Genomic DNA, 453 nt, shown 5'->3' with positions numbered 1-453 from the left:
GGGGATGGAAAGCGGTTCGTCGTACTCAAGATGCAGGTCGGACAGAACGCGAATCTTCACGACGCGGATCTCCTCAGTGCGGTTCCCGGTGCATCTGAGTATGGATGCTACTGATCAAACCGACATAACTCAGGTTTTGCCTGGGATACCGGGTCTAGTAATCACCTGATCCACGCTACCGGCTACTGTCAGAAATGACAGGGCCGATAAATGGTATTGAAAACACCACATAACCTGTAGGCCGGCAGTCAAACCGTGCTCGCGCGCCCCTCAAACATCGCTACTATCTCAGCATCCAGAGCCTTCGAAACCTCCACGTCGAACGCCGCATGGGATAGCATTCCTCGCCGCTTGGAGGCTGCGACGTGAACACGTTTGACGATGGGTATGCTTGCTCTACCTGCGACAGCATCGGACAAAGCTTCGTAACGGGCGTCCATGCGCATATCACGG

General features: G+C 54.7%; 1 protein-coding gene. It reads right to left on the bottom strand.

Features of this window, described 5'->3' with window-relative positions; all coding sequences use genetic code 11:
- Positions 1-248: 248 nt before the first annotated feature.
- The coding region (locus M5C01_RS32810; protein ID WP_248764480.1) for a hypothetical protein at positions 249-453 on the bottom strand (205 nt) is incomplete at its 5' end.

The sequence above is a fragment of the Pseudomonas sp. MWU12-2319 genome, assembly GCF_023242525.1.
GTDB classification, from domain to species: Bacteria; Pseudomonadota; Gammaproteobacteria; order Pseudomonadales; family Pseudomonadaceae; genus Aquipseudomonas; species Aquipseudomonas gingeri_D.
This window is presented reverse-complemented; position numbering and strand designations above follow the sequence as displayed.